The 26,825-nt window shown below is 61.0% G+C and carries 30 protein-coding genes and 1 pseudogene; 17 read left to right on the plus strand and 14 right to left on the minus strand.

Annotated features, from left to right (window positions below; translation table 11 throughout):
* Positions 1 to 2: 2 nt before the first annotated feature.
* The 3 genes from DNK59_RS26790 to DNK59_RS26800 all read left to right on the plus strand — a co-directional run bounded on the left by DNK59_RS26790 (position 3) and on the right by DNK59_RS26800 (position 2,070).
* Positions 3 to 608 carry an arylesterase gene (locus DNK59_RS26790; protein WP_167365631.1) on the plus strand — a complete coding sequence of 202 codons (606 nt, stop codon included), beginning with the start codon at positions 3 to 5 and terminating at the stop codon, positions 606 to 608.
* A gap of 56 nt (positions 609 to 664) precedes the next feature.
* Positions 665 to 958 (plus strand): hypothetical protein, encoded by a 294-nt coding sequence (locus DNK59_RS26795; protein ID WP_007931378.1) that lies wholly within the window; start codon positions 665 to 667, stop codon positions 956 to 958.
* 134 nt (positions 959 to 1,092) lie between these two features.
* Positions 1,093 to 2,070 carry a L,D-transpeptidase family protein gene (locus DNK59_RS26800; protein ID WP_110725167.1) on the plus strand — a complete coding sequence of 326 codons (978 nt, stop codon included), beginning with the start codon at positions 1,093 to 1,095 and terminating at the stop codon, positions 2,068 to 2,070.
* 128 nt (positions 2,071 to 2,198) lie between these two features.
* Here the strand turns inward: DNK59_RS26800 and oprI are convergent, their stop codons facing one another.
* Positions 2,199 to 2,450 carry an outer membrane lipoprotei OprI gene (gene oprI / locus DNK59_RS26805; protein WP_003448337.1) on the minus strand — a complete coding sequence of 84 codons (252 nt, stop codon included), beginning with the start codon at positions 2,448 to 2,450 and terminating at the stop codon, positions 2,199 to 2,201.
* A gap of 643 nt (positions 2,451 to 3,093) precedes the next feature.
* On the opposite strand from oprI, the gene DNK59_RS26810 reads away from it, so the two are divergent.
* On the plus strand, positions 3,094 to 3,375 hold the full coding sequence (locus DNK59_RS26810) for a GNAT family N-acetyltransferase (protein WP_011062548.1): 282 nt from the start codon (positions 3,094 to 3,096) through the stop codon (positions 3,373 to 3,375).
* 60 nt (positions 3,376 to 3,435) lie between these two features.
* On the opposite strand, the gene DNK59_RS26815 is transcribed toward DNK59_RS26810, so the two are convergent.
* On the minus strand, positions 3,436 to 4,512 hold the full coding sequence (locus DNK59_RS26815) for a 3-deoxy-7-phosphoheptulonate synthase (protein ID WP_092312135.1): 1,077 nt from the start codon (positions 4,510 to 4,512) through the stop codon (positions 3,436 to 3,438).
* A 140-nt stretch (positions 4,513 to 4,652) separates the two neighbouring features.
* Positions 4,653 to 5,087 carry a PilZ domain-containing protein gene (locus tag DNK59_RS26820; RefSeq protein WP_092312138.1) on the minus strand — a complete coding sequence of 145 codons (435 nt, stop codon included), beginning with the start codon at positions 5,085 to 5,087 and terminating at the stop codon, positions 4,653 to 4,655.
* Between DNK59_RS26820 and DNK59_RS26825 the strand changes: the two genes are divergently transcribed.
* The 5 genes from DNK59_RS26825 (at position 5,086) to cysB (ending at position 9,041) form a co-directional block, all read left to right on the plus strand.
* Entirely contained in the window at positions 5,086 to 5,472 is a 387-nt protein-coding gene (locus DNK59_RS26825; RefSeq protein ID WP_092312141.1) for a co-chaperone YbbN, read from the plus strand. The two genes, DNK59_RS26820 and DNK59_RS26825, sit on opposite strands and share 2 nt — an antisense overlap.
* Positions 5,472 to 6,428 carry a putative 2-dehydropantoate 2-reductase gene (locus DNK59_RS26830; RefSeq protein ID WP_110725168.1) on the plus strand — a complete coding sequence of 319 codons (957 nt, stop codon included), beginning with the start codon at positions 5,472 to 5,474 and terminating at the stop codon, positions 6,426 to 6,428. Before DNK59_RS26825 ends, DNK59_RS26830 begins: the two co-directional genes overlap by 1 nt.
* Positions 6,429 to 6,453: 25 nt before the next feature.
* Complete coding sequence (locus DNK59_RS26835) at positions 6,454 to 7,359, plus strand: 5'-nucleotidase (RefSeq protein WP_092312147.1); 906 nt, start codon at positions 6,454 to 6,456, stop codon at positions 7,357 to 7,359.
* 95 nt (positions 7,360 to 7,454) lie between these two features.
* Positions 7,455 to 7,955: a universal stress protein gene (locus DNK59_RS26840; protein ID WP_092312150.1), complete on the plus strand. Its 501-nt coding sequence runs from the start codon at positions 7,455 to 7,457 to the stop codon at positions 7,953 to 7,955.
* A 111-nt stretch (positions 7,956 to 8,066) separates the two neighbouring features.
* Positions 8,067 to 9,041: an HTH-type transcriptional regulator CysB gene (gene cysB / locus DNK59_RS26845; RefSeq protein ID WP_011062541.1), complete on the plus strand. Its 975-nt coding sequence runs from the start codon at positions 8,067 to 8,069 to the stop codon at positions 9,039 to 9,041.
* A 2-nt stretch (positions 9,042 to 9,043) separates the two neighbouring features.
* Here the strand turns inward: cysB and DNK59_RS26850 are convergent, their stop codons facing one another.
* Both DNK59_RS26850 and DNK59_RS26855 read right to left on the minus strand, forming a co-directional pair.
* Positions 9,044 to 9,526: a GreA/GreB family elongation factor gene (locus DNK59_RS26850; RefSeq protein ID WP_092312153.1), complete on the minus strand. Its 483-nt coding sequence runs from the start codon at positions 9,524 to 9,526 to the stop codon at positions 9,044 to 9,046.
* Between the two features lie 2 nt (positions 9,527 to 9,528).
* Entirely contained in the window at positions 9,529 to 9,924 is a 396-nt protein-coding gene (locus tag DNK59_RS26855; RefSeq protein ID WP_060844285.1) for a hypothetical protein, read from the minus strand.
* A 124-nt stretch (positions 9,925 to 10,048) separates the two neighbouring features.
* Between DNK59_RS26855 and earP the strand changes: the two genes are divergently transcribed.
* A complete protein-coding gene (gene earP, locus DNK59_RS26860) occupies positions 10,049 to 11,182 on the plus strand; it encodes an elongation factor P maturation arginine rhamnosyltransferase EarP (RefSeq protein ID WP_110725169.1) in 1,134 nt (377 codons plus the stop codon).
* 48 nt (positions 11,183 to 11,230) lie between these two features.
* Positions 11,231 to 11,803 (plus strand): elongation factor P, encoded by a 573-nt coding sequence (locus tag DNK59_RS26865; RefSeq protein ID WP_007931398.1) that lies wholly within the window; start codon positions 11,231 to 11,233, stop codon positions 11,801 to 11,803.
* A gap of 71 nt (positions 11,804 to 11,874) precedes the next feature.
* Here DNK59_RS26865 and DNK59_RS26870 read toward each other — a convergent pair whose 3' ends face one another.
* The 3 genes from DNK59_RS26870 to DNK59_RS26880 all read right to left on the minus strand — a co-directional run bounded on the left by DNK59_RS26870 (position 11,875) and on the right by DNK59_RS26880 (position 13,997).
* On the minus strand, positions 11,875 to 12,294 hold the full coding sequence (locus DNK59_RS26870) for an organic hydroperoxide resistance protein (RefSeq protein WP_110725170.1): 420 nt from the start codon (positions 12,292 to 12,294) through the stop codon (positions 11,875 to 11,877).
* 216 nt (positions 12,295 to 12,510) lie between these two features.
* Positions 12,511 to 12,972, minus strand: coding sequence for a MarR family winged helix-turn-helix transcriptional regulator (locus tag DNK59_RS26875; RefSeq protein WP_110725187.1), 462 nt, complete (start codon positions 12,970 to 12,972; stop codon positions 12,511 to 12,513).
* Between the two features lie 74 nt (positions 12,973 to 13,046).
* Positions 13,047 to 13,997, minus strand: a complete 951-nt coding sequence (locus DNK59_RS26880; protein WP_110725171.1) for a LysR family transcriptional regulator — start codon at positions 13,995 to 13,997, stop codon at positions 13,047 to 13,049.
* 105 nt (positions 13,998 to 14,102) lie between these two features.
* Between DNK59_RS26880 and DNK59_RS26885 the strand changes: the two genes are divergently transcribed.
* Positions 14,103 to 14,852, plus strand: a complete 750-nt coding sequence (locus DNK59_RS26885; protein WP_110725172.1) for a sulfite exporter TauE/SafE family protein — start codon at positions 14,103 to 14,105, stop codon at positions 14,850 to 14,852.
* Here DNK59_RS26885 and DNK59_RS26890 read toward each other — a convergent pair.
* Positions 14,842 to 15,696: a LysR substrate-binding domain-containing protein gene (locus DNK59_RS26890; RefSeq protein WP_110725173.1), complete on the minus strand. Its 855-nt coding sequence runs from the start codon at positions 15,694 to 15,696 to the stop codon at positions 14,842 to 14,844. The genes DNK59_RS26885 and DNK59_RS26890 overlap by 11 nt on opposite strands.
* Positions 15,697 to 15,793: 97 nt before the next feature.
* On the opposite strand from DNK59_RS26890, the gene DNK59_RS26895 reads away from it, so the two are divergent.
* Together DNK59_RS26895 and DNK59_RS26900 are read left to right on the plus strand one after the other, a co-directional pair.
* The gene (locus DNK59_RS26895) at positions 15,794 to 16,015 is read left to right on the plus strand and encodes a DUF1127 domain-containing protein (RefSeq protein ID WP_110725188.1); all 222 of its coding nucleotides are present in this window, start codon (positions 15,794 to 15,796) and stop codon (positions 16,013 to 16,015) included.
* Between the two features lie 66 nt (positions 16,016 to 16,081).
* Positions 16,082 to 17,296: a winged helix-turn-helix domain-containing protein gene (locus tag DNK59_RS26900; RefSeq protein ID WP_110725174.1), complete on the plus strand. Its 1,215-nt coding sequence runs from the start codon at positions 16,082 to 16,084 to the stop codon at positions 17,294 to 17,296.
* Between the two features lie 66 nt (positions 17,297 to 17,362).
* Here the strand turns inward: DNK59_RS26900 and DNK59_RS26905 are convergent, their stop codons facing one another.
* Positions 17,363 to 18,709 carry a class II 3-deoxy-7-phosphoheptulonate synthase gene (locus DNK59_RS26905; RefSeq protein WP_092312176.1) on the minus strand — a complete coding sequence of 449 codons (1,347 nt, stop codon included), beginning with the start codon at positions 18,707 to 18,709 and terminating at the stop codon, positions 17,363 to 17,365.
* Between the two features lie 160 nt (positions 18,710 to 18,869).
* Between DNK59_RS26905 and DNK59_RS26910 the strand changes: the two genes are divergently transcribed.
* Positions 18,870 to 19,625 (plus strand): spermidine synthase, encoded by a 756-nt coding sequence (locus DNK59_RS26910; protein ID WP_110725175.1) that lies wholly within the window; start codon positions 18,870 to 18,872, stop codon positions 19,623 to 19,625.
* Positions 19,626 to 19,677: 52 nt separating this feature from the next.
* Here the strand turns inward: DNK59_RS26910 and DNK59_RS26915 are convergent, their stop codons facing one another.
* A complete protein-coding gene (locus tag DNK59_RS26915; RefSeq protein WP_092312182.1) occupies positions 19,678 to 20,469 on the minus strand; it encodes a crotonase/enoyl-CoA hydratase family protein in 792 nt (263 codons plus the stop codon).
* A 386-nt stretch (positions 20,470 to 20,855) separates the two neighbouring features.
* Here DNK59_RS26915 and DNK59_RS26925 point away from each other — a divergent pair.
* Positions 20,856 to 22,563 (plus strand): annotated as a pseudogene (locus DNK59_RS26925) (DEAD/DEAH box helicase).
* A 140-nt stretch (positions 22,564 to 22,703) separates the two neighbouring features.
* Here the strand turns inward: DNK59_RS26925 and DNK59_RS26930 are convergent.
* The gene (locus DNK59_RS26930) at positions 22,704 to 23,471 is read right to left on the minus strand and encodes a class III extradiol ring-cleavage dioxygenase (RefSeq protein WP_110725176.1); all 768 of its coding nucleotides are present in this window, start codon (positions 23,469 to 23,471) and stop codon (positions 22,704 to 22,706) included.
* 102 nt (positions 23,472 to 23,573) lie between these two features.
* Here DNK59_RS26930 and DNK59_RS26935 point away from each other — a divergent pair, with 102 nt between their 5' ends.
* On the plus strand, positions 23,574 to 24,242 hold the full coding sequence (locus DNK59_RS26935; RefSeq protein ID WP_110725177.1) for a thiopurine S-methyltransferase: 669 nt from the start codon (positions 23,574 to 23,576) through the stop codon (positions 24,240 to 24,242).
* Positions 24,243 to 24,307: 65 nt separating this feature from the next.
* On the opposite strand, the gene htpX is transcribed toward DNK59_RS26935, so the two are convergent.
* Positions 24,308 to 25,195: a protease HtpX gene (gene htpX / locus DNK59_RS26940; protein WP_016965069.1), complete on the minus strand. Its 888-nt coding sequence runs from the start codon at positions 25,193 to 25,195 to the stop codon at positions 24,308 to 24,310.
* Positions 25,196 to 25,499: 304 nt separating this feature from the next.
* Positions 25,500 to 26,711, minus strand: coding sequence for a pyridoxal phosphate-dependent aminotransferase (locus tag DNK59_RS26945; protein WP_016965070.1), 1,212 nt, complete (start codon positions 26,709 to 26,711; stop codon positions 25,500 to 25,502).
* Positions 26,712 to 26,825: the final 114 nt, after the last annotated feature.

Below are 26,825 nucleotides of genomic sequence, written 5' to 3' on the forward strand. Positions count from 1 at the left end.
CGATGCGTGTATGGTTTTTGAGTGCCGGCCTGGCCTTGATGTGCATGGTCCAGAACGCAGCGGCGGGTACGGTCCTGATCGTGGGCGATAGTATCAGTGCGGCTTTCGGCCTGGATACCCGCGAAGGTTGGGTGGCCCTGCTGGAGAAGCGGCTCAAGGACCAGGGTTTTAGCGACAAGGTGGTCAACGCATCGGTCAGCGGCGACACCAGTGCAGGGGGGCAGGCGCGGCTGCCGGCGCTGCTTGCAGCCCACAAGCCGCAGGTGGTGATCCTTGAATTGGGTGGCAACGATGGCTTGCGTGGCCAGCCGCCCCAGCAATTGCAACAAAATCTTGCGTCGATGATCGACAGCGCCCAGGCCGACGGTGCCAAGGTCCTGTTGTTGGGCATGCAGTTGCCGCCCAACTACGGTGTGCGCTACACCCGGGCGTTCGCCCAGGTCTATAGCCAGCTGGCCAGCGACAAGCAGGTGGCCCTGGTGCCGTTTTTTCTCGAAGGGGTCGGCGGTCATCCTGAACTGATGCAGGCGGATGGTTTGCACCCTGCGGCAGCGGCCCAGGGCAAGTTGCTGGAAAATGTCTGGCCGACGCTAAAACCGCTGCTTTGACGCTTTTCTAGTGGCAGTGTTTCGGCTAATGTGGCGCCCCCGATTTGGAGCCCCCGATGCCGCGTCCCGCCTGGTCCCTGTTTGCCTATCAACTGATCGAGCCTGATGAGCAGCTTGACCTGTTCGCCTGCCAGGAAGTTCGGGTGCATCTGGTGACTCGGCAGTTGGAACTGGGTGGTTCAGCCGACCGGACCTTGTGCGGCACTTTGCTGCCTGCGCAGCCGCGCTGGTCGAGCGTGGATCGGACGATTTTCCAGGACCAGCGACTCTGCCCGTTGTGTCGGGCGATCCTGGAGTCACAAAAGCGCGGGACGCCGCCAATTTGGCCTGAGCTGCGCTTCGAGCTGTAGGCGGTCGATCGCCGACCGTTGCGACAGGGATTTCATGTGTCTGTGCTTGTCTCCCCGCTTGGCTCCCGTAGCTTTGGGGCGGGGGTGTACAATCGCGTTTCTATCACTCGTTGTTCATGCGAAGGATTATCCGGATGTTGCCGCGCCTCCCTGCCGTCACCCGCTGCCTGACACTTGCCGCATTGTGTGTGGCCGGTCCCGTTGCAGCATTGGAATTGCCTCTACCGCCGCCCGGTGAAGATATCGTCGGCCAGGTGCAGGTGATCAAGGCCAAGTACGAAGACACCTTTGCAGATCTGGGTACCGCTTACGACCTGGGCTACCTGGAAATGGTAGCGGCCAACCCTGGGGTCGACCCCTGGTTGCCGGGAGCAGGTACCGAGGTGGTCCTGCCGACTCGCTTTGTCCTGCCGCCCGGGCCTCGTGAAGGCATCGTGATCAACCTGGCGGAGTATCGCCTGTACTACTTCCCCAAGGGGCGGAACGTGGTTTACACCTTCCCCCTGGGTATTGGGCGTGAGGGCTGGGGGTCGCCGATCGCGCATACCAGCATCACCGCCAAGACTCCGAATCCGACCTGGACGCCACCGGCGTCGATTCGGGCAGAACACGCTGCCGACGGTGACCCGTTGCCAAGCGTCGTTCCTGCCGGGCCGGACAACCCCTTGGGGCCGTTCAAGTTCACTTTGGGCACCCCCGGCTACCTGATTCACGGTTCCAACAAGAAGTTTGGCATTGGCATGCGCACCAGCCACGGCTGTTTCCGCATGCTCAACAACAATGTGCTGGAGATGGCTGGCATGGTTCCGGTCGGAACTTCGGTGCGGATCATCAACGAGCCGTACAAGTTCGGTATCAGTGGTGGAAAAGTCTATCTGGAAGCGCATACGCCACTGGATGACAAAGGCAATCCTTCGGTGGTCGACAAACATACTGCCGTGATCAATGCCTTGCTCAAGCGCGAAGATCTTGCCAATAACCTGCGTATGAACTGGGATGTGGTGCGTGATGTTGTGGCCGCTGAAGAGGGGCTGCCGGTGGAGATCGCGGTACCGACGACCGCTGCACCTGCGGCGTCGATGTCCAACCTGTCCTACGATCTGCAGCAGTAAGCGCTGCAATAGACAACCCGCCGAAGCCGACTGGCAGCGGCGGGTTTTTTATTGCCGGTGGAAAACTCCGGGCAATAAAAAAGCCGATCCAAAAAATGGATCGGCTTGATAACAATCCCGAGGGACTATTACTTGCGGCTAGCTTTTTCCAGCATACGCAGAGCGCGCTCGTTAGCTTCGTCAGCAGTCTGTTGTGCTTTTTGAGCAGCAGCCAGAGCTTCATCAGCTTTACGGTAGGCTTCGTCTGCACGAGCCTGAGCACGAGCAGCTGCATCTTCAGTAGCAGTCAGACGAGCTTCGGTTTCTTTGGATACGCTGCTGCAACCGGTAGCCAGAACTGCGGCCAGAGCCAGAGCAGAGAATTTCAGAACGTTGTTCATCGTGTTCCCCTTCAAGGACTTTCTATTAGTAGCTATCCCCCCAGAGTGGGGAAATAACCGGCGTACATACTACCCATTACTTGTAGTAAGTAAACTGACGTAGCGCAAGAAGCAAAAAAAATTCTAGGTGGTGATTCTTTTTCGAGCAACTTTTTGGGTGATTGTATAAAAAATATGCAATCGCAAGGCTCTGCCAGAGGGTGCTGCTCGTTTTCCAGCATTGCTCACGGAGTTTTCGATCGCTGTTTCGGAGTCTAGGCTAGAGTCGTTCTATATTGTGTCACCGACACTTTTCTTCAGATTTCGCGCAGCCTTGGCCTATCTTTATCCATCTCGCCGGTGACTTTAAGAAGCGCTGTTCGTCTTAAGTTCCAGCATCCGGCGATGTATAGCCTCAACCCATTCACGCGTTGAACCGGGCTGTGGTTTCTGCAGGGCCCGATTGGGGTACTTGCGCTTATCTGTGACGAGTGTGGCTTGAGCATTTGTGCCAAGGGCGCCTACTATTTTGTAACGTGCTCGCGATGCAAGAGCGGTAGCTACTACTCGGCGTCCGACTGGCACGAGGTGGCGTAAGTTGTTCCTTCGCCGGAAAAACATCGGTAAGGTAGGGGTCAGCATTCCAGACCCGCAAGGAGTAGTGATGAGCGAGGCGTTGTCCATCCACCATGACCAGGCTGGTCATCAGTTCGAGACCAATGTGGACGGTCATCGTGCCTACCTGACCTATATGGACCTGGGTAAGCAAACCCTGGATATCTACCGCACCTTCGTGCCCAATGCGTTGCGTGGGCGCGGTATTGCCGCGGCGCTGACCGAGCAGGCACTCGAGTACGCCGAACGTATGGGCTACACAGTGATTCCTTCCTGCTCCTATGTAGAACGCTACATGGAACGCCATCAGCGTCACGCGGCGAAGCTCTGATCGGGGCGACCATGAAAAACGCCGGGCTTGGCCCGGCGTTTTTGTGTCTGGCGAACGGGATCAGCTGCGATCGCGTTTCGGCAGTACGTCCTTGAGCTTGGCGTGCATGCTGCGCAGGGTTTTCTCGGTGCTCTCCCAATCGATGCAGGCATCGGTGATCGAAACCCCGTACTGCAGGTCCGACAAGTCTTTTGGAATGGCCTGACAACCCCAGTTCAAATGACTCTCCACCATCAGACCGATGATCGACTGATTGCCTTCGAGGATCTGGTTGGCAACGTTCTCCATGACCAAGGGTTGCAATGCCGGATCCTTGTTGGAGTTGGCATGGCTGCAATCGATCATGATGTTCGGCTTGATCTTGGCCTTGCTCAGGGCCTGTTCGCAGACCGCGACGCTGACCGAGTCATAATTGGGCTTGCCATTGCCGCCACGCAGTACTACGTGGCCGTAGGCGTTGCCTTTGGTGGTGACGATCGACACGCCGCCCTGTGGATTGATCCCCAGGAAGCGGTGGGGACTGGAAACCGATTGCAGCGCGTTGATCGCTACAGTCAGGCCGCCGTCGGTGCCGTTCTTGAAGCCCACGGCAGAGGACAGGCCGGAAGCCATCTCGCGGTGGGTCTGGGATTCCGTGGTGCGGGCGCCGATGGCCGACCAGCTGATCAGGTCCTGCAAGTATTGCGGGGAGATGGGATCCAGCGCTTCAGTGGCAGTAGGCAGACCCATTTCCGCGAGGTCCAGCAGCAACTGGCGGCCAATATGCAGACCGTCCTGAATCTTGAACGAGTCGTCCAGGTACGGGTCGTTGATCAGGCCTTTCCAACCAACGGTGGTCCGCGGTTTCTCGAAGTAAACGCGCATCACCAGATACAGGGTGTCGGAAACTTCCGCCGCCAGGGCCTTGAGTCGCTCGGCGTACTCGTGGGCTGCCTTGATGTCGTGGATCGAGCAGGGCCCGATGACGATGAACAACCGATGGTCAGTGCCGTCGAGGATGTTGCGGATCACTTCGCGACCCTTGGTCACGGTGCGCAAGGCGATGTCGCTCAGCGGGATGTCTCGTTTGAGTTGATCAGGGGTGATCAGGGTCTCGTTGGAGGCGACGTTAAGGTCGTTGATCGGTAAATCAGCCATCGTGTTACTCGTCAGGTCACGGGTGCCGGCCGCCAGCGATCCCCGCGCGGCGGAGCACAGCGGATTTGAGCGCGTCGGGGAGCGGAACCTTAGCGCGTTAGCCGGTGACTCTACAATGGGCAAGAGGCGGTTTTATTGGGCTAGGGCTGCACGAAAGCCTGGTGTACCCGGTCTTGCGAATAGTCTTGCGCGTGCCGTTCGACCCAATCCAGAGCCAGGGCTTCTATGCATTGCTGTTCGTTTCGAGGTTCATGCAGGCGGCAGTAGCGGGCGATCTGGCATACCTGCTCGCCCATGCGAGCGCTGAACAGGGTTTGCTCATCGACGAAGGCGATACCCACCAGATAGCCGCGCTTGCGTTTCAGGCACCAGGCAACATAACCGTTGTAGCGTGCGTTTTCCCCCAGCGAGGGCATGTGCACTTCCAGCGCAGTGCCGTGGCGCCAGGCTCGGTGGTAATTGCACGCCATGCCACCGAGGCTGATAGTGTGCAACCGCTGGCGCGAAATGCAGGCGTACTTGCGCAGGGTCAGTTCAACCGGAACATCATCAGGATGAGGCAGAAAACGTCCCATGACCGCAGACTCCGAGTGTCGTCCATTTGACATTATTTCCCCCAGTATAGTGATCGAATTGGAACTGACCGATTTCGATATCGACCAGCAATTACTGAGCCTGGATGGCGTTTCCCTGGTGGTTTTCACCTCTCCCGGTTGCTCCGGTTGTCGCTGGGCACGATCACAGCTGCCCGGGTTGGGATTGCCGGTCGCGCGCCTGTGCTGGGTCGATGCGGGCGACAACGGTGGGGCAGTGGAGCGCTATCAGGTGTTTCACCTTCCGGCGCTGTTCGTGGTGCGCGACGGTGAGTTTTATGGATCCTTAGAATCGCGGCTGACGCCCAATGCGCTCAATGAGAGCCTGCGTCAGGCGCTCAATCGAATGCCAGAGGAGTTGCCTTGATGGGTGCAGGCCGTAAGCCGCGTATAGGCATTATCGGAACCGGAGCGATCGGAGGTTTTTACGGGGTGATGCTGGCGCGGGCCGGTTTCGATGTGCACTTTCTGTTGCGCAGTGAGTTCTCTGCAGTGGTTGAGCAGGGGCTGCGAGTCAATAGCGCCCAGCATGGGGTGTTGAGCCTGAAGCCGGTGCAGGCATACGCCAGTGCTGAAGAAATGCCACCTTGTGACTGGCTGCTGGTAGGCGCCAAGACCACCAATAATGTCCAGTTGGCACCGGCGATCATCCAGGCGGCGGCCCCTGGCGCCAAGGTCCTGTTGCTGCAAAACGGGCTGGACGTGGAGGACGCCTTGCGTGCCGAGCTCCCCGACACGCTGCATCTATTAGGCGGCTTGTGCTTTATCTGCGTGCATCGCGCCGGCCCCGGCCAGATCGAACACCAGGCTCTGGGGGCGGTGAACCTGGGTTACCACAGCGGTCCGGCCAGTGCCGATCCGGCCCTGAGCCAGGCGCTGGTCGAGGAGGGAGCGGCGTTGTTTCGTGCTGCCGGGCTCGACTCCCAGGCCATGAACAATCTGCATCAGGCGCGCTGGCAGAAGCTGGTGTGGAATGTGCCGTACAACGGTCTGTCGGTGCTACTCAAGGCCAGCACCACGCCGCTCATGGCCGACCCGGCCAGTCGCGAGCTGATCCAGGACCTGATGCAGGAAGTGCTGCTGGGGGCTGCGGCTTGCGGTCATGTGATCCCCGAGGCTTATGCGCAGCAGCTGTTCAGGTCCACTGAGCACATGCCCGATTATTGGCCGAGCATGTACCACGACTTCTTGCATCAGCGTCCTCTGGAATTGACGGCTATCTATGCCGCACCTTTGGCAGCGGCACGGGCCGCGGGTTGCGAGTTGCCTAAGATCCAGGCGTTGTACCAGAGCCTGTGTTTTATCGACCGGCACCATGTTTGAGCTAATGACCTGAAGGGGGCGCAGTATGGCAAAGGGACTGGATGGCAAACTGGTGGTGGCAATCTCTTCGCGTGCTTTGTTCGACCTGAGCGAAAGCCACAAGGTCTATCTGGCCCAGGGTGTCGAGGCCTATCGGCACTATCAGATCGAGCACGAGGACGAGGTACTTGAGCCAGGCGATGCTTTTCCATTGGTGAAGAAGCTCCTGAGCCTGAATGCCAGCCTGGGTCGGGCGCGGGTCGAGGTGGTGCTGGTGTCGCGTAACAGTGCCGACACCGGCCTGCGGGTGTTCAACTCGATTGAACATTACGGCCTGGGTATCTCCCGTGCGGCATTTGTCGGGGGGCGCAGTCCCTATCCCTACCTGGCCGCTTTCGGCAGCGATCTGTTTCTCTCCACTCATGCCGACGATGTCCGCAGCGCATTGGAGGCCGGATTCGCCGCTGCAACGATCCTTTCCGGTGGTGCCCGACGCGCTGCCAATGGCGAACTGCGTATCGCCTTTGACGGTGATGCGGTGCTGTTTTCCGACGACTCGGAACGGGTCTACCAGGCTGGTGGTCTGGAAGCGTTTCAGGCCAGTGAGCGACAGTCGGCACGGGAGCCTCTGCCTGGAGGACCTTTCAAGGGGTTTCTGACAGCGCTGAATCTACTTCAGGGCGAGTTTCCCGACGATGCCTGTCCGGTCCGCACGGCCCTGGTTACCGCCCGCTCGGCACCGGCCCATGAGCGGGTCATCCGCACCTTGCGTGAATGGAACATTCGTCTCGACGAGTCCCTGTTCCTGGGCGGCCTGGAGAAAGCGGCCTTTCTCGAAGCCTTCGCCGCCGATGTCTTTTTCGACGACCAGGCCGGCCATTGCGAGTCCGCTCGCGAGGTGGTCGCTACCGGTCATGTGCCTCATGGCATCAGCAACGAAGCCAGGACTTGAGCCCGAAACCTGGTGGCTTTGCCTCCAGCCTCCCACCGTTCCTGGCACTGCTAAGCTGAATCCATCTCCGCCATCTTGGCAGTTGAGGAGGTCATATGATTCGTTCGATGCTGTATGCCACCGACCTCGGTCTGTACGCTCCCTTTGTCATGCAGCATGCCCTGGAGCTGGCTCGAACGTTCAATGCCGACTTACATGTAGTGCACGCCGTGGAGCCCATGGGATTGTTCGCCGAATCGGTGTTGCAGAGCTACCTGGACGAGCAATCGCTGAACGAGTTTCATCGTCAGGGCCTGAGCACTGTAATGGCCAATATCGAACAGCGGGTGCTGGACAGTTTTCGCGAGGAGTTGGGTGAAGGTCTGCACGACCTGAGCTTGATCCAGTCGGTGCGGGTGCTTCAGGGTGACCCGTCCCAGGTGATTCTGGAGCAGGCGGCGAAACTCTCGGTGGATTTGCTGATCGTAGGAAGTCACAGCCACGGGGTCGGTGCACAAACCCCTTTGGGGCGCACGGCATCACGGGTTTTGCAGTTGTCCAAAGCCCCGGTTTACCTGGTGCCTTTGGTCCAGCGTCGACGGCAGGGAGATGCCTGAGGGCGGAATGGAAAATTCTGAATAAAAGTTCTAGATTTATTCTCCTGACCATTAATATAGTTATATACCGTCGCTGATACCCGTGGCGTCTACCTGCTTTGAGGGATTCATATGAAGCTTCAACAATTGCGCTACATCTGGGAAGTGGCGCACCACGACCTCAACGTTTCAGCTACCGCGCAAAGCCTTTACACCTCGCAACCGGGTATCAGCAAGCAGATCCGTCTGCTCGAGGACGAGCTCGGGGTCGAGGTCTTTGCCCGCAGCGGCAAGCATCTGACCCGGGTGACCCCGGCCGGTGAGCGGATCATCACTACCGCCGGCGAGATCTTGCGCAAAGTTGAAAGCATCAAGCAGATCGCCCAGGAGTTCTCCAACGAGAAGAAAGGCACCCTGTCCATTGCCACCACTCACACCCAGGCGCGTTACGCCTTGCCTCCGGTGATCAGCAGCTTCATCAAGCAGTACCCGGATGTAGCCCTGCACATGCACCAGGGCTCGCCGATGCAGATCGCCGAAATGGCCGCCGACGGCACCGTGGATTTCGCCATCGCCACCGAGGCCCTGGAGTTGTTTGGCGATCTGGTGATGATGCCGTGCTACCGCTGGAACCGTTGCGTGGTGGTGCCACAGGGCCACCCGCTGACCAAACTGCCGAAGCTGACTCTGGAAACCCTGGCCGAGTACCCGATCGTCACCTACGTATTCGGTTTCACTGGTCGTTCCAAGCTCGACGAGGCCTTCAGTCATCGCGGCCTGACGCCAAAGGTGGTGTTCACTGCCGCCGACGCCGACGTGATCAAGACCTATGTGCGCCTGGGGCTGGGTGTGGGCATCGTGGCCAAGATGGCCGTCGACACCAAGCTTGATAGCGACCTGGTGGTACTGGATGCCAGTGAGCTGTTCGAGTCGAGCATCACCAAGATAGGTTTCCGTCGCGGCACCTTCCTGCGCGGCTTCATGTGCGACTTCATCGAGAAGTTCGCCCCGCACCTGACTCGCGAAGTCATGGCCAAGGCCATTGCCTGCCACAACAAGCAGGAACTGGAAGAACTGTTCGATGGCGTCGAGCTGCCGGTTCACTGATCCTAGCGGACCTCGGTGACAGTGAAGTGTTGCCGAGTCCCCGCTACCACGATTTCCACCTCATCCTCCTCGAACTTGCCCAGCAGGCTTTTGCCCAGCGGGGAGCGCGGGGTGATGACGGTCACCAGTTGGCCGACCACATGGACTTTCAAGCCCGCTCCATCCGGACCGAGAAACAGCCATTGTTCGCGGCCATTTTCATCCTCAAGTCCCAGCAGCGTGCCGATCTGAATTCCTGACTGCGGGTCGTAGGGGCGCAGGCCAAGGTTTTGCCAGAGGCTCAATGCCTGACGGATCTCCTCGACCCGGCGAGCCTGCCCGGCTGCCAGGTAGGACGCCTCAAGTCCCAGCGTGTCGTACTTGTTCTCGGCAATATTCTCTTCATGGGTGGCGGTTTCGTAGGCGGTTTGTGCGGCTCGTACCGCAACCTCCAGGTCGTCCTGGAGCTGTTGCAGAATCAGTTGGCAGACAGACTGTTTATTCATGATCAATTACAGAATTGCAGGACATTGGCCCGGCTCTTGTCACTGGGCGCGGTCTGGTCCTGTTGCAACCAGAACTGGCATTTGGGGTTGGACAGGTTGCGCGGGTTGCTGCGGGCGTTATCCAGGGATTGCAGTTCTTCGTTCTTGCGCAGGTTTTCCTGATATTGCTCGAACATCCGATTGGGCGGCTCTGGCGCAACCACTGGCGGCTTCGCCAGTTGCTGTACGGCCTGCGCCACAGGGGCCAATTGCTGACTGAAGAGAAAGTGTGAGCCCAGCCAGCAAGTCAGGGCAATCGCCAGAAAGCCCAGCCACAGGCCCAGGGCAATGCTGCCGCTGAGCGCCAGGGCATTGAAGCTGATGCGCAAGGGGCGACGAGCGGGCGGGCGATAGGACATGGTTGCCTCCTGGCGGGCGGTAGTGGGCGAGGGCTGATTGTCGCACGAAGATTAATCGAGGTTGGCTCTTCTGCGCAGGAGCATTTATGCGGACAATCGGCGCCTTTGCCAATCGGGGACTGGAATGAAAGCCTCCTGGGACATTTTTTGCAGCGTCGTCGACAACTACGGCGACATCGGCGTGACCTGGCGCCTGGCCCGGCAGTTGGTGGCCGAGCATCAATGCGCGGTGCGCTTGTGGGTCGATGATTTGCGGGCCTTTGAAAAGATTTGCCCGGAAATTGACATCCAGCAGCAGCGCCAGGAACAGGATGGGGTCGAGGTACGGCACTGGTCGGCCCAGTGGCAGGCTGAAGCGGCAGCGGATGTGGTGATTGCCGCGTTCGCCTGCCAGTTGCCCCATGCCTATATGGAGGCCATGGCTGATCGCGAGCGGGCGCCCCTGTGGCTGAACCTGGATTATCTGAGTGCGGAGGGCTGGGTCAGTGGCTGCCACGGCCTGCCCTCAGTGAAGTTTCGTGGCGTGCAGAAGTACTTTTTCTTCCCCGGATTCCAGCCGGGCACGGGCGGCTTGCTGCGCGAAGCCGGGTTGCTTGAGCGCCGCCGGCATTTTCAGGCCGATCGCCAGGCCCGGCAGGATTTTCTGCAGGGCCTGGGAGTGACTCCCGCCGCCAATAGCCGCTTGATGTCGCTGTTCGCCTATGAAAACGCCGGTCTGGGCAGTTGGCTGGAGGCCTTGGCCGCCGATGCGCAACCGACTCATTTGCTGGTGCCCGAGGGACGTATTTTGGGCGACGTGCAGCGCTGGCTGGGGGTGGAGTCTCTGGCGGTCGGCAGTCTGCAGGTGCGTCAGTCGCTGACGGTTCAGGTCTTGCCCTTTGTGCGCCAGGAAGATTACGACCGTTTGCTGTGGTGCTGTGCCTTCAATGCGGTGCGCGGGGAGGATTCCTTCGTTCGCGCGCAATGGGCCGGGCAACCGATGCTCTGGCATATCTATCGCCAGGACGAAGATATTCACCTGGACAAGCTCGAGGCCTTTCTTGCCTTGTACACCCAGGCACTTTCCCCGGGCGCCAAGGCGGCGGTACTGGCCTTGTGGCAGGCCTGGAATACCGAGGCCGCTATGGCCGAACCCTGGAAAAACCTGCTGCAACACTGGCCAGAAGTCACCGCACACGCCGAACAATGGTGTCTGGAACAAGGCTCGCAGGCCGATCTTGCTGCGGCGCTGGTGCAGTTTTACCTAAATTGGATATGATACGCGGCCAAGATTTTTGTAAATCCCATCCAAATTCGGATATTCGCAATGAAAACTGGTAAAGAACTCAAACCCGGTACCGTGATCCGTATCGACAACGATCCGTGGCTGGTTCAGAAAGCTGAATTCACCAAGTCCGGTCGTAACAGCGCGATCATGAAGACCAAGCTGAAGAACCTGCTGACCGGTTACAAGACCGAAACCGTTTACGGTGCGGACGACAAACTGGACGACGTGATCCTGGATCGCAAAGAAGCGACCCTGTCGTTCATCAGCGGTGACACCTACACGTTCATGGACACCACCGACTACACCATGTACGAGCTGAACGCCGAAGACATCGAAGCGGTTCTGCCGTTCATCGAAGAAGGCATGACCGACGTTTGCGAAGCCGTGTTCTTCGAAGACCGTCTGGTTTCCGTTGACCTGCCGACCACCATCGTGCGTCAGGTTGACTACACCGAAGGTTCCGCTCGCGGCGACACTTCGGGCAAGGTGATGAAGCCTGCCAAACTGAAAAACGGTACCGAGCTGAGCGTTGCGGACTTCATCGAGATCGGCGACATGATCGAGATCGATACCCGCGAAGGCGGTTCCTACAAAGGCCGCGCCAAGGTTTAAACCTGGCCCGACCCTGTAGACCAGAAAGCCCGACCTTGAGTCGGGCTTTTTTATGCCTGGAGTTTGCCGTTTCAGACCGTCACGTGCAGGCGCACATCGACGTTGCCGCGGGTGGCGTTGGAGTAGGGGCAGACCTGATGCGCCGCGTCCACCAGGCCTTGCGCTTCTTCCTGGGCCAGGCCGGGCAGGCTGATATGCAGGTCGATATCCAGGCCGAAGCCGCCGGGAATCTGGCCGATGCCGACATGGGCGGTAATCGAGGCGTCGTCCGGGATCTTGCGTTTGCTCTGGCCGGCCACGAACTTCAGGGCGCCGATGAAACAGGCCGAATAGCCGGCGGCGAACAACTGTTCCGGGTTGGTCGCCTGGCCACCGGCACCGCCCAGTTCCTTGGGGGTCGCCAGTTTGACGTCGAGGATCTGGTCGCTGGAAACGGCGCGGCCATCACGGCCACCGGTAGCGGTTGCAACGGCGGTGTAGAGAGTTTGCATGATGAAAACCTCGAGCTAGGTGATTTTTGCGCTAATTATTTGCGCGCTAAGTAAGTGCGAAATAAATGTATCGCTCTAATATTTAGTGCGCAAGATAAATTTTACGAAAATCCCTTCTGCGGCCTTGAGTTCAGCTCAAGTCATTGATTCTAAAAGTAATATTTTTTATTCGCCAAACCAGCCCCATGCCTCAGGAGCTGGCTTGCCCGCGAAGCCTCAAAGACTGTCCTGCAAGTGCCCCCGCAGCACCTGCAGCTCTTCCTGTAGCTGTCGCAACTGTTCCACGCTCTGACCACTGGCCCCGAGAATGCACTGTGGAATGTTCCGCGCTTGCTCGCGCAGCGCCCGGCCCTGTGGCGTCAGTTCGACAATCACCACCCGTTCATCCTCCCGGCTGCGGGTACGGCTGAGCAGGCCCTCGGCTTCCAGGCGCTTGAGCAGCGGTGTCAGGGATCCGGGATCGGTCAGCAGGCGTTGGCTGATCTCGCCGACCGTCAGGCCATCCCTTTCCCAGAGCACCAGCATCGCCAGGTACTGCGGGTAGGTCAGCCCGAGTTTTTGCAGCAGCGGTTTATAAACCTTGGTCAGCATCAGCGACGTTGAGTGCAGGGCGAAACACACTTGGTGGTCCAGCAGCAACTGATCGCAAGGGTCCGGAGCGGGGCGTTCTGTGGTCATGTTGGCGGCCTTGATCATTAATGGTCCTGAATCTAGCGGGCGAGTCTTTAATGCGCCAGATAATTTTTCCAGGGTCAGCCCATCGCACTTTGTAGCGCCAGGTCCCAGGGTGGAACCGGGCTGAAGCGGCTTTTCAGGTATTCCAGCAGCAGGCGACTGCGGGCATTGGGGTGCTGTTCCATGCGCAAGGCGTAGATGCCGGCGGTTTCCGGCTTGGGCAGGCCGCCGTCGCAGAACAGCGGCACCAGTTCCCCCCGCAACAGGTATTCGCTCACCAGCCAGGTCGGCAGGTGCGCAATCCCCAGGCCCGCCAGGGCCCCGGAAAGCAGGGCTTCGGCATTGTTGGCGCTGAGGCGGATGCGCTGCGGGCGATGGCTCTGCACCTGGCCATCAAGCTCGAAACGCCAGGCAAACAGCGGCGCCAGCCCATCCCAGTCCAGGCCATCGTGCTGGCTGAGTTCGGCGGGGTGGCTCGGGATGCCGCGGCTTCTCAGGTAGGACGGGCTGGCACAGGCGATGCGCACGATGCTGGCCAGGGACGTGGCGACCATCCGGGTATCCACCCGCTGCCCGGCGCGCAGCACCAGGTCGACCTTGCCCAGATGCGAGCCCTGCATGTCGACAAAGCTGTCGATCAGGTGCAACTGCACATCCAGCCCCGGGTAGAGCACCAGGAAATCGGCAATGGCCGGTGCCAGATGGCGGCGGCCGAAGGCAGCCGGGGCATCGATGCGGATCAGGCCTTCCGGCGCATGATTCAAGGACACCGCCTCGGCACGTGCCAGTTGCAGTTCGGCAACAATGCGCCGGGCCCGCTCGGCAAAGGCCAGGCCGGCGGCAGTGGCGATCACGGCGTGGGTGGTGCGCATGAACAACGGTGTGCCCACGGCATTTTCCAGGCTGTCGATGCGTCGGGCCACGGCGGAAGGGGTCAGGGGATGACGGCGGGCCGCGGCGGAAAAGCTCCCGGCTTCCAGCACATCGAGAAACAGCCCCAGTTGTTCGGTGAGGATATTGGGATTCATGGTCAGCTCGCTTATGCGAAAACGGCACAGCCATTGTGCGTTGCTGTGCGTTTCCGAGCCAGGGCCGACTGCGTAGCATGCAGCTCTCAGGTGAGGAGAGACGCTTTGATCGAGTTAGTGATGTACCTGCTGTTGGGCGCAGCCTTGGGCACTGTGGGCGGTTTGTTCGGGATCGGTGGCGGTTTGATCGCCATTCCGGTGCTGGGGGTCATGTTCGGCCTGGATCAGCAGATTGCCCAAGGTACGGCGCTGGTGATGGTGGTGCCCAATGTGATGTTGGCGTTGTGGCGTTATCACCAGCGCAACCGCATTGAACTGCGCCATGCGCTGCCCCTGGCGCTGATGGGCTTCTGTTTCGCCTGGCTTGGCTCGATCTGGGCGGTGGGCATTGACCCGCAGAAGATGCGTATCGGCTTTGTCGCCTTTCTCCTGGCTCTGTCGGCCTACAACCTGCTGCGCATGTTCATGAGCAGCGCGCCGGCCAGCACGCAGTTGCGTTATTCCTGGCCTTGGCTGGGGGTTCTGGGTGCCGCTTCCGGGGCCATGGGCGGGCTGTTCGGCGTAGGCGGAGCGGTAGTGGCCACGCCAGTCTTGACCAGCATCTTCGGTACCACCCAGGTGGTGGCGCAGGGGCTGTCCCTGGCCCTTGCGCTGCCGAGCACCGGTGTGACCCTGGTGACCTACGGCTTGCATCATCAGGTGGACTGGATGATCGGCCTGCCGTTGGCGGCAGGCGGCTTGCTGAGCATCAGTTGGGGCGTGAAAGTGGCCCATGCCTTGCCCGAGCGCCTGTTGCGCGGCTTGTTCTGCGGTTTCCTGGTGGTGTGTGCGGTGATGCTGGCCTTTAAAGTTTGAAGCCTTCGATGATGTGCTCTGCCAGGCACTCGGTGATGGGCGAGGGAGTGTTGAGGTTGCGCACCAGCATGATGCTGGCCTCGGGCAGTTCCGGCAGCCCTTCGTTTTCACCGAGGATACGCAGGTCCGGGGTGATCAGGCTTTCCAGCTGTGCGGTAACCGCCAGCCCGGCACTGACCACCGCCATGATCGCCGACAGGCTGGAACTGTTGTAGGCAATCCGATAGTCGAGGCCGATGGCATCCAGGGCGTTGCAGGCCCAGAGCCGGCAGAAGCAGTCGCTATTGAACATGGCCAGCGGCAGTGGCATCTGCTCATGGGGCGTGAAGCACTGGGCTGCGGCCCAGACGAAGCGTTCCTTGCGTAGAAGCTGGCCGATTTCGCTGCCCGGCTTGCGGGTGACGATGGACAGGTCCAGGTCCTGGCGTTGCAGCAGTTGCTTGGATGATTCGCAATGTACCTCGATCTGGATCAGCGGATAGCTCTGGGCAAAGCGCGACAGAATCCCCGGCAGAAAGCGCATCACATAGTCATCCGGGGTGCCGATGCGTACCAGGCCCACCATGTGCGGCTCGCGCAGCGTATTGAACACTTCGCTGTGCAGTTTCAGGATGCGTCGGGCGTAGCCCAGCAGCACCTGGCCCTCGGCGGTGAGCTTGACCTGGCGCCCGTCGCGCTGGAACAGCTGGCGCTGCAGCACGTCTTCCTCCAGGCGCTTCATCTGCATGCTCACTGCGGATTGAGTGCGATTGACCCGCTCGCCGGCCCGGGTAAAACCACCTTCATCGGCGATGGCGACGAAGGTGCGCAGAACTTCGGTGTCGATGCTGGGGAATTGGGACATTGCATCAAATCCTGAGATGTATGGCATAAGAAACATTCGTTGGATTGATCTTAAGCCCGAGCAGACACTGGCGTCATCCCCACTGGAGGGCGAGATGATGAAAGGTCAAAAGGGTTATGTGCTGGTCCACAAGCTGTCGTTTCAGGCGCTGACATTCAGCGGCCTGTGGCGCCGGGTGATGCGCTGGCATGAGCTTGGGCGCGAGCGCCGGATGCTGGCCGGGCTGAGCGATGAGGCGTTGAAGGACCTGGGTCTGACGCGGGCCGATGTCGAGCATGAGCGGGTCCGCCCGTTCTGGGACGACCCGATGCATAAATAGCGGCAAGAGTGCTACACAAGCCGGTTCCCGGTGCGCTAGCGTGCGGGCAGACAAGGAGATCCCCCCATGCCCGCAGAATGTTCTTTCTCACTCAAGCAGGCTCGTCGATTGGTCCTGGCCGCCCAGGGCTTCGGCGGGCGTCGGCCGCCGGCAACGATCAAGGCCGCAGGGCTCAATCGACAGATCGAGCGCCTGGGCCTGCTGCAGATCGATTCGGTCAACGCCTTGGTGCGGGCGCATTACCTGCCGCTGTTTTCCCGCCTGGGCAGTTATCCACAGGCATTGCTCGACCAGGCCGCCTGGAGTCAGGGCCGGCAACGCACCTTGTTCGAGTATTGGGGGCATGAGGCGTCGTTGCTGCCCATGTCCATGTACCCGTTGCTGCGCTGGCGGATGCAGCGGGCGCGGCAAGGGCAGGGCATCTACGCGCAGCTGGCGCGTTTTGGCCAGGAGCGCCTGGGCACTGTCCAGCGGGTGCTGGCGGCGGTCCAGGAGCAGGGCGCGCTGGGTGCCGGCAGCCTCTGCACCCGCGAGGAACGCGCCGGGCCCTGGTGGGATTGGAGCGATGAAAAGCACGCCCTGGAATGGTTGTTCGCCGCCGGAGAAGTGACGGTGGCCGGGCGTCGTGGCTTCGAACGGCTCTACGATTTGCCGGAGCGGGTGCTGCCTGCGGCGATTCTCCAGCAGTCGCCATTGGACGAAGCCCAGGCCCAGCGCGGTTTGCTGGTGCACGCGGCCGGAGCCCTGGGCGTGGCCACGGAGAAGGATCTGCGAGACTACTTTCGCCTTGATCCTGGCGACAGCCGTGCGCGGCTTGCGGAGTTGCTGGAGTCCGGCGAGTTGTCGAGCTGCGAAGTGCAGGGCTGGCGCCAGCCGGCCTATTGTCTACCGCAGGTCAGGGTGCCGCGCAGGGTCGAGGCCAGTGCGCTGCTCTCACCTTTCGATTCGCTGATCTGGGAGCGCAGTCGTACCGAGCGGCTGTTCGATTTCCGCTACCGGCTGGAGATCTACACGCCAAGGCATAAGCGGGTCTATGGCTATTACGTGCTGCCGTTCCTGCACAACGAGCGGATTGTCGCCCGGGTCGATCTGCGGGCGGAGCGGGCCCAAGGCTGTCTGGCAGTGCATGCGGTGCATGAGGAAGAGCCGGGCCTGGACGAGGAGGGCGTCCGCGCACTGGCCGGGCAATTGCGACAGATGGCCGACTGGCTGGGGCTGGAGCAGATTCAGCTCAATTGCCGGCGTGATGGCGCGCACCGTCTGCGTGAGGTGCTGGCGTAAAAAGCTTCGCGGGCCAGCCCGCTCCTACACAGCCCTGTAGGAGCGGGCTGGCCCGCGAAAGGCCCCTCAGCGCTTGACCTGCTTGAGCGTCTCGGCGATCAGGAAGGCCAGTTCCAGCGACTGGTCGGCATTCATCCGCGGGTCGCAATGAGTGTGATAGCGGTCCGACAGACCGTCTTCGGTGATCGGACGGGCGCCGCCGATGCACTCGGTGACGTTCTGTCCGGTCATCTCGATATGGATGCCGCCGGCATAGCTGCCTTCGGCCTGATGCACCTGGAAGAACTCCTTGACCTCAGTCAGGATCTGCGCGAAATCCCGGGTCTTGTAGCCGCTGCTGGCCTTGATGGTGTTGCCGTGCATCGGGTCCGAGCTCCAGAGCACTTGCTTGCCTTCGCGTTCCACGGCGCGGATCAGCTGCGGCAGATGATCGCCGACCTTGTTCGCACCCATGCGCACGATCAGGTTAAGGCGGCCGGGATCGTTGCTCGGGTTGAGGATATCGATCAGGCGGATCAGTTCCTCGGTGTTCATGCTCGGGCCGACCTTGACCCCGATCGGGTTGTTCACCCCGCGCAGGAACTCGACGTGGGCACCGTCCAGCTGGCGGGTGCGATCGCCGATCCACAGCATGTGGGCCGAGCAGTCGTAGTAGTCGTTGGTCAGGCTGTCGCGCCGCACGAAGGCTTCTTCGTAATTGAGCAGCAGGGCTTCGTGGGCGGTGAAGAAGCTGGTTTCGCGCAGTTGCGGCGAGCTGTCCATGCCGCAGGCACGCATGAAGGCCAGGGTTTCATCGATGCGGTCCGCCAGTTGGCTGTACTTCTCGGCCAGGGCCGAGTTGGCGATGAAGTCCAGGTTCCACTTGTGCACCTGATGCAGGTCGGCGAACCCGCCCTGGGCAAAGGCCCGCAGCAGGTTCAGGGTGGCCGTGGCCTGGTGGTAGGACTGCAGCAGGCGGTCCGGGTCCGGTACCCGGCTTTTCTCGTCGAAGCCAATGCCGTTGACGATGTCGCCACGATAGGCCGGCAAGGTCACGCCATTGATGGTTTCGTCGTTGGCCGAGCGCGGCTTGGCGAACTGCCCGGCCATGCGCCCGACCTTGACCACCGGGCAGCCGGCGGCAAAGGTCATGACAATGGCCATCTGCAGCAGCACCTTGAAGGTGTCGCGGATCTTCGCCGCGGAGAACTCGGCGAAGCTTTCGGCACAATCGCCGCCCTGCAGCAGGAAGGCGCGACCCTGGGTGACCTCGGCGAACTGGCGACGCAACTCCCGGGCCTCACCGGCAAACACCAGCGGTGGATAACTGGCCAGGGTCTGCTCGACCTGCAGCAGATGTGCGGCGTCGGGGTACTGGGGTTGTTGCTGGATCGGCAGGGCGCGCCAGCTGTCGGGGCTCCAGGGTTGGCTCATCGCGGACTCGAGTGCTTTACGGTGGGAGGGGCATGTTAGCAGCAAATTAGTGCGTGACCTGCTCCTCTCGCTTGGCCGACAATCGCGCCTTTCCCGCTCGCTGCCGAGCGGTTGGTTTCTCGCGCCGGCCTGATTGCGGGCCCCGCGACTAGGAGATGAAATGACTGAGGAGCGCGTCGAGCGTGTGCTCGCCGAGGTTCATGACGAGTTCGGCATGATTCGGGTATTGGAAGTGGCGGATTACCGCTTCCTCGAATTTGGCGACGCCATCGAACAAAGCTGCGTGTTCACCGCCGACCCCAGCTGGCTGGAGTACGACTACACCCGGGCCATGCTGATCGGCGCCCTGTGTCATGCCGCCCCCGAGAGTGCGCTGTTTCTCGGCCTGGGTGCCGGGACCCTGACCCAGGCGTGCCTGAAGTTCCTGCCCCTGGAAGACGTCGAGGCCATCGAACTGCGTCCGGATGTGCCGCGCCTGGCCATCGAGTACCTGGGGCTGGACGACGATCCGCGTCTATATATAAGAATCGGTGATGCCCTGGAGCTGCTGGACAGCGCCGAATCCGCCGACCTGATCTTCGTAGACCTGTACACCGATGTCGGCCCCGGTGTCGGCCATCTGGCCTGGGGGTTTCTGGAAAACTGTCAGAAGCGCCTCAATCCCGGTGGCTGGCTGGTGATCAACCAATGGGCCACCGATGATGGCAAGCCCCTCGGCGCCGCGCTGTTGCGCGGACTCTATCACCGGCATTACTGGGAGCTGCCGGTGAAGGAGGGCAACGTGATCTTGATCGTGCCCTCCGATCTTGAGCAGACGCTCGATCTGCCAGCTCTGAATGCCCGGGCCGAAGCCCTGGCTCCGCGCCTGGGTTACTCCCTGCAGCCGCTGATCAAGGCCATTCGCCCCGCGACATGAGCCCCTGGCAGGCAACGGCTGGCCGGCGAAGACGATTCGCCGGCCAGCCTGTTCAACAGCCCTTGAACACCCCGGGGCGTTTTTCGATCATCGCCTGCACCCCTTCCTTGGCGTCTTCGCTGTTCATCAGCTTGTGCACCAGCGGCGGCAGGCCCTGAGCGGCCGCCGTTTCGCCCTCAAGCCGGGCCTGACGCGCCGACATCAGCGTCGCCTGCACGCCCAGCGGTGCTTGCCGGGCGATGCGCTCGGCCAGTGCCACGGCCCGGGGCAGCAGGTCTTCGCTGGCCATCACCTCCTGCACCAGTCCCAGACGCAGCGCTTCATGGGCGTCGAACTCATCGCCGGTGAGCAACCAGCGCATGGCGTTGCCCCAGCCGGCCAGCTGGTGCAGACGCAGGGTCGCGCCGCCGAAGGGAAATATCCCGCGTTGTACCTCCATCTGGGCAAAGCGCGTGTTGCTGGCGCACAGGTTGATGTCCGCCGCCAGCATCAGCTCGATACCGATGGTCAGGCAGTAACCCTGCACGGCGACGATCACCGGCTTGCTCACCCGCGGTCCGGCGAACACGCCCCACGGGTCGCAGCCGCCGGGCGGTGCTTGCCAGCCCTGGGCCAGGGCGGCACCGACATTGGCCAGGTCCAGCCCCGCGGTGAAGTGCTCGCCGTGGCCGAACACCACGGCGATCCGCGCTTGGCTGCTGGCTTCGAACTCGCCGTAGGCCAGGCTCAGCTGGTTGAGCAGTTCCAGGTCGAAGGCATTGCGCTTGGCGACCCGGTCCAGGCCGATCAGGAATAGATGACCGCGCAGTTCGCGGCTGACACGGCTGGCACTGGGCTGATTCATGGGCGCGATCCTCAAGGGGGAAGAGGGAATGGGCGAGACGGCTTTCAAGCACCAGGGTGAATCGTTTTAGCGATGACGACCAACAGCGGCGGGCCCAAGCAAAATAGCGCGCCCTTGGAGTATGCGCAAAGCCCGTGAGCATCGGGCGTTTGGCGGATTTTTCCGATAAAAAAAACTCCCTTTTTTGAGTAATTCCGGTATAGTGCGCGCCGGCCTTTAACCGGGCCTCGTTTAGGTGATGCAATTCCCCGAAGTCAGCTTCGGCTGCTTGTCCGCTGCGCGGACTATCCTTGACGTTCATTTCTTTCAATCGTTTTCGCAAATCCCCGCCGACAAAGCTGCCAGGGTGACTCTTGAGTCTTACACGGCATGCGCAGCTTTGGAGCATGGGTCTTTGCGGATGCACTTAGAGGCAGACCCATGACCCAGGAAATCGGCGGCTTCGCCGCTCTTGAACTTCATCCCAATATTGTCGCTGCAGTAGTCGCTACCGGCTATGAAGAGCCTTCGGCTATTCAGCAGCAGTCGATCCCGATCATCCTTGCCGGGCACGATATGATTGGCCAGGCGCAAACCGGTACCGGTAAAACCGCTGCCTTTGCCCTGCCTATCCTGCACCGCATTGATCCGTCCAAGCGCGAGCCGCAAGCTCTGATCCTGGCCCCAACCCGTGAGTTGGCGCTGCAAGTTGCAACCGCTTTCGAAACCTACGCCAAGCAAATGCCGGGCGTGACTGTTGTGGCCGTCTACGGCGGTGCGCCGATGGGCCCACAACTGAAAGCAATCCGGAATGGCGCACAGATCGTTGTCGCCACTCCGGGCCGTCTGTGCGACCACCTGCGTCGCGACGAAAAAGTGCTGGCCACCGTGAACCACCTGGTTCTCGACGAAGCCGACGAAATGCTCAAGCTGGGCTTCATGGATGACCTGGAAGTCATCTTCAAGGCCATGCCTGAGTCCCGCCAGACCGTACTGTTCTCGGCCACTCTGCCGCAGTCGATCCGGGCCATTGCCGAGCGTCACCTGAAAGACCCGAAACACGTCAAGATCCAGAGCAAGACCCAGACCGTCACCGCGATCGAGCAGGCTCACCTGCTGGTTCACGCTGACCAGAAGACCTCTGCCGTTCTGAGCCTGCTGGAAGTTGAAGATTTCGACGCCTTGATCATGTTCGTGCGCACCAAGCAAGCGACCCTGGATCTGGCCAGCGCCCTGGAAGCCAAAGGCTACAAGGCCGCTGCGCTGAACGGTGACATCGCCCAGAACCAGCGTGAGCGCGTCATCGACTCCCTCAAGGATGGTCGTCTGGACATCGTTGTGGCCACTGACGTAGCCGCTCGCGGCCTGGACGTACCGCGCATCACCCACGTATTCAACGTGGACATGCCGTACGACCCGGAATCCTACGTGCACCGTATCGGCCGTACCGGCCGTGCTGGTCGCGAAGGTCGCGCCCTGCTGCTGGTGACTCCGCGTGAGCGCCGCATGCTGCAAGTGATCGAGCGTGTGACCGGTCAGAAGGTTGCCGAAGTTCGCCTGCCCGACGCCCAGGCCGTTCTCGATGCGCGCATCAAGAAGCTGACCAACAGCCTTTCGCCGCTGGTGGCTGATGCTGAAGCGACCCACGGCGAGCTGCTGGATCGCCTGACTGCCGACATCGGTTGCAGCCCGCGCGCCCTGGCCGCGGCCCTGCTGCGCAAGGCCACCAACGGCCAAGCACTGAACCTGGCAGCCATCGAGAAAGAGCGTCCATTGGTGCCGAACAGTGCGCCACGTGGTGATCGTCCTGAGCGTTCCGGTGATCGTCCTGATCGTGGTGACCGTGAGCGTCGCGCGCCAATGCCTCTGGGCGAAGGTCGTGCACGCTGCCGTACCGCGCTGGGTGCCCGTGACGGTATCGCTGCCAAGAACCTCTTGGGCGCGATTCTCAACGAAGGCGGCCTGGCCCGTGAAGCCATCGGTCGTATCCAGGTGCGTGACAGCTTCAGTCTGGTAGAGCTGCCGGAAGACGGTCTGGATCGTCTGCTGACCAAGCTCAAGGACACTCGCGTGGCCGGCAAGCAGCTCAAGCTGCGTCGCTACCGCGAAGATTGATCCGCCCTCGGGCTGATTGATCAGGCAAGAAAAATCCCCGACTGGTTCGGGGATTTTTTTTGCCTGGAATTTAGACCGTGACTGTTCGCCGGCAAGCCGGCTCCTACAAGGGGGGTAAGAGTCGGCTTGCCGGCGAAGCATCAGCCAAAGCGATAGATGTCCATCCCCAAGGCGCCCATGGTGAAGCCCTGGTGGGCCACGCTGAATTCACCGCCGGCACCCCGGGCGAAGTACAGCGGCAGCAGGTGTTCATCGCTGGGATGGCTGCGCACGGCATGCGGTGCCTGCTGCCGGTAATCATGCAGGGCCGCTTCATCATTGGCCGCCAGCTTCTCGATCATCCAGTCCCGAAAGGCCTTGGCCCAGGGCTCGACGCTTTCCGGGCCGGCGTGCCAGTCCAGCTCCCGCAGGTTGTGGGTGATGCTACCGGAGCCGATCAGCAACACGCCCTGTTGCCGCAGGCCTGCCAGGGCGTGGCCGATGCGCGTCTGCAGGGCCGGACCCAGGCGGGTGGGCAGCGATAGCTGGATCACCGGGATGTCCGCTTGCGGGTACATCAGGGACAGTGGCACCCACGCGCCATGGTCGAAGGGGCGCTCCTTGTCGAGCTGGGCCGGCAGGCCGTCGGCCTTGAGCAGCTCCACCACTTGCGCCGCCAGCTCAGGGTCGCCGGGCGCTGGGTACTGCAAAGCGAACAGCGCTGCCGGGAAGCCGCCAAAGTCATGCCAGGTTTCCGGGTGCGGATGGGCGCTGACTCGCAAATCCTGGCTTTCCCAGTGGGCCGAAACCACCAGGATCGCTTTGGGGCGCGGCAGTTGTGCCGCCAGGCGAGCCAGCGCGGGGCCACTGGCGCCAGGTTCCAGGGCCAGCATGGGAGAACCATGGGAGATAAACAGGCTGGGGAGCATGAGCAAGGTCCTGAAGGTTAAGATGCGCCATCTTCAATCAGATCATTGATCTAAATCTAATATAAGTTTTAGCGCTTTTTGATCGAATTTTAAGGACTTCTCATGCAAGCGGACTTTTGGCAAAAGCGTTGGGAGCGGGATCAGATCGGCTTTCACCTGGCAGAGGTCAACCCCTACCTGCGGCAGTACTGGCCGGCCCTCGGCCTGGCAGCGCAAACCCGTGTGCTGGTGCCGTTGTGCGGCAAGAGCCTGGACCTGATCTGGCTCGCCGACCAGGGCTACGAGGTGCTGGGCATTGAGCTCGCGGAAAAGGCAGTGGAGGATTTCTTTCGTGAGCATCAGTTGCAGCCGCAGATCAGCCAGCACGGAGAGTTCAAGGTCTATGCCCAGGGACCGATCCAGCTCTGGTGTGGCGATTTCTTTGCCCTGACTGCCGAGGACACGGCGGGTTGCACGGCCCTGTACGACCGTGCGGCCATGATCGCCTTGCCCCCGCCGATGCGGCAGCGCTACTGCGCCCACCTCAATGGCCTGCTGCCGGAGGGCAGCAAGGGGCTGCTGATAACCATGGATTACGCCCAGGAACAACTGGACGGGCCGCCATTCGCGGTGCTCGACGATGAAGTTTGCCAGCGCCTCGGGGGTGCCTGGCAGCTGCAGGTCGAAACGGAGCGCGACATTCTTGGCGAGAGCTGGAAGTTTCTCCAGGGGGGCGTGACCCGGCTGGTGGAGCGGGTCTATCGCCTGAACAAGCAAGGTGCCCGTGAATAGGCGTTCTTGGCGGCCATGCAAAAGGGCGACTCGCGTCGCCCTTTTGGGTATGGCCTTGCAGCGGATCAGCCGCGACGACGCAGGGCGTCGATACGCTCTTCCAGCGGCGGGTGGCTCATGAACATGCGAGCCAGGCCCTGTTTGATGCCGCCATTGATGCCGAAGGCGTTTAGGGTGTCGGGCATGTGCACCGGCAGGCCCTGTTCCGAACGCAGGCGCTGCAGGGCACCGATCATGGCGTTGGTGCCGGCCAGCCGGGCACCGGCTTCGTCGGCACGGTACTCACGCTTGCGCGAGAACCACATGACGATGGCGCTGGCCAGGAAACCCAGGACCAACTCGGCGAAGATGGTCGCCACGTAATAGGCAATGCCCTGGCCTTCTTCGTTCTTGAAGATCACCTTGTCGACGAAGTTGCCGATGATCCGCGCGAAGAACATCACGAAGGTGTTCACCACGCCCTGGATCAGCGCCAGGGTCACCATGTCGCCGTTGGCGACGTGACCGATCTCATGGGCCAGCACGGCTTTCACTTCATCTGGCGAGAAACGCTCCAGCAGGCCCTGGCTGACCGCTACCAGAGCGTCGTTCTTGTTCCAGCCGGTGGCGAAGGCGTTGGCCTCATACGCCGGGAAAATACCCACTTCGGGCATCTTGATCCCGGCTTCACGGGACAGTTGCTCAACGGTTTGCAACAACCATTGCTCATGGCGGGTGCGCGGTTGAGTGATGATCTGCGTGCTGGTGCTCATCTTCGCCATCCACTTGGAGATGAACAGCGAGAACAGCGAACCGGCAAAACCAAAGACGGCACAGAAAATCAGCAGCTGATTGAGGTTGAGATCAACCCCATTGGCCGCCATGAACCCGTTGAAGCCGAAAAGGCTCAGGGTGATGCTGGCAATCAGCACGACCGCAAGGTTAGTGGCCAAAAACAGCAGGATTCGCATCATGGTTGTAGAAATCTCCTCAAGCTAAAGATGTAGCGTACTGCGGGGTATATAAGGTGCGGCAACGGCCTATTCAATACGGCTTCTATTTCAAACTGTGTCGTCTAGACCCGGGGTTAGACGCTTGCGTTGACGCGGCGCGGGGGATTGTCGGATGGGGCAATCAACCGGTTGCGGTGCAGGATTTGTGACAATCGGCCGGGCGGAAAGTGCAAGCTTATAGAAGGGGCGTGGTGCAGGGCAGCGAAGATGTGTTGCTGAATTAATCGCAGTGCGACCGGGTGAGGATCGCACTGCGTGATTCGGATTACTGGCGGTAGGACTTGAGGAAACTTCCGATCCGACCAATGGCTTGTTCCAGGTCATCCACCCGCGGCAGGGTGACCACGCGGAAGTGATCCGGCCAAGGCCAGTTGAACGCGGTGCCCTGGACCACCAGGAGTTTTTCCGAAAGCAGCAGGTCGAGAACGAACTTCTCGTCGTTATGGATCGGGCAGACTTTCGGGTCGATCCGGGGGAAGGCATACAGTGCGCCCATGGGTTTCACGCAGCTGACCCCGGGAATGTCGTTGAGCAGCTCCCAGGTGCGGTTGCGTTGTTCCAGCAGGCGGCCCGGCGGCAGCACCAGGTCATTGATGCTCTGGTAGCCGCCCAGGGCGGTCTGGATCGCGTGCTGGCTGGGCACGTTGGCGCACAGGCGCATGTTGGCCAGCATGTCGATGCCTTCGATATAGCTCAGGGCATGCTGCTTGGGACCGGAAATGGCCACCCAGCCGGAACGGAAACCGGCCACGCGGTAGGACTTGGACAGGCCGTTGAAGGTCAGGCACAGCAGGTCCGGTGCCAGGGAGGCGGTGCAGATGTGCACGGCGTCATCGTAGAGGATCTTGTCGTAGATCTCGTCCGAGAACACCACCAGGTTGTGCTGGCGGGCCAGCTCCAGCATGCCCAGCAGGACTTCCTTGGGGTACACGGCGCCGGTGGGGTTGTTCGGGTTGATGATCACCAGGGCCTTGGTGTTCGGGGTGATCTTGGCCTTGATGTCGGCCAAGTCCGGCCACCAGTTGGCCTGCTCGTCGCACAGGTAGTGCACCGGATTGCCGCCCGCCAGGCTCACCGCGGCGGTCCACAGTGGATAGTCCGGGGCCGGCACCAGCACTTCGTCGCCGTTGTTGAGCAGGGCCTGCATGGCCATCACGATCAGTTCTGAAACACCGTTGCCCAGGTAGATGTCTTCAATGCCGATGCCTTCCACCTGCTTTTGCTGGTAGTACTGCATCACTGCCTTGCGCGCACTGAACAGGCCCTTGGAGTCGCTGTAGCCCTGGGCAGTGGGCAGGTTGCGAATCACGTCCTGGAGAATCTCGTCCGGCGCTTCGAAACCAAAGGGCGCCGGGTTGCCGATGTTCAGCTTGAGGATGCGATGGCCTTCCTCCTCCAGACGCTTGGCGTGCTTGAGCACCGGGCCGCGAATGTCATAACAGACGTTGGCGAGCTTGTTCGATTTGCTGACCTGCATGGCGATGTGTTCCCGAAAATGAACGATCCAGGCGGAGGATGAACTACCGTACTGGGAATCCTGCCGTGTCACACCGGCCTGTAGCCCGCACCGGCTGCGGCAAAATCCGTTTGA

The organism is Pseudomonas sp. TKO26 (assembly GCF_003225665.1).
GTDB classification, from domain to species: Bacteria; Pseudomonadota; Gammaproteobacteria; order Pseudomonadales; family Pseudomonadaceae; genus Aquipseudomonas; species Aquipseudomonas saponiphila.